This window comes from Vibrio sp. 378 (assembly GCF_033339435.1).
The window spans coordinates 1-566 of record NZ_JAWOUO010000941.1; the positions used below are offsets into that span (position 1 = coordinate 1).

1 protein-coding gene is annotated in these 566 nt (G+C 46.3%); it reads right to left on the reverse strand.

Annotation, left to right across the window (positions count from 1 at the left end; all coding sequences use genetic code 11):
* Positions 1-566, reverse strand: a 566-nt coding sequence (locus R7Q48_RS29725; protein WP_318133972.1) for a 3-hydroxyacyl-CoA dehydrogenase NAD-binding domain-containing protein, incomplete at both ends; no start/stop codon positions are given.

Sequence of the window (566 nt, forward strand, 5' to 3'; positions counted from 1 at the left end):
TCACTTCCACCAGCGGCATTTTTTCTACTGGGCTAAAGTAGTGCAAACCGACGATGTTTTCTGGTCGCTCTGCCTTTTCTGCAATCTTGTGGATTGGTAACGAAGACGTGTTCGTAGCAAAAATAGTTTCAGATTTTGCGTTTGCTTCAATGTCCGCAACCATCTGTTGTTTTAGATCCAAGTCTTCGAAAACCGCTTCGATCACAACATCAATGTGGTTGTAACTTGTAAAGTCTACGCCACCTGACAGTTGCAACATCTTCGCCTGTAAATCGGCTTTCGACAGGATGCGACGTTTGCGCTGCTTCTCAAACAACTTGTAGTTGTAGTTAAGTGCATTCAACACACCGTCATTGCTCACATCTTTGATTCGAACAGGCACTTTTGCTTTTGCTACCGTTACATGACTGATCCCAGCGCCCATTAAGCCGCCACCAAGAACACCCACTTTTTTCACCGCTGCTGGCTGTGCATCCGTGCCGTGTTCCTTCTTCATTTCAGTAGTCGCGAAGAAGATAGAGCGCAATGCCTTCGATTCGGAGCTCATCACAAGCTCACCAAATCGT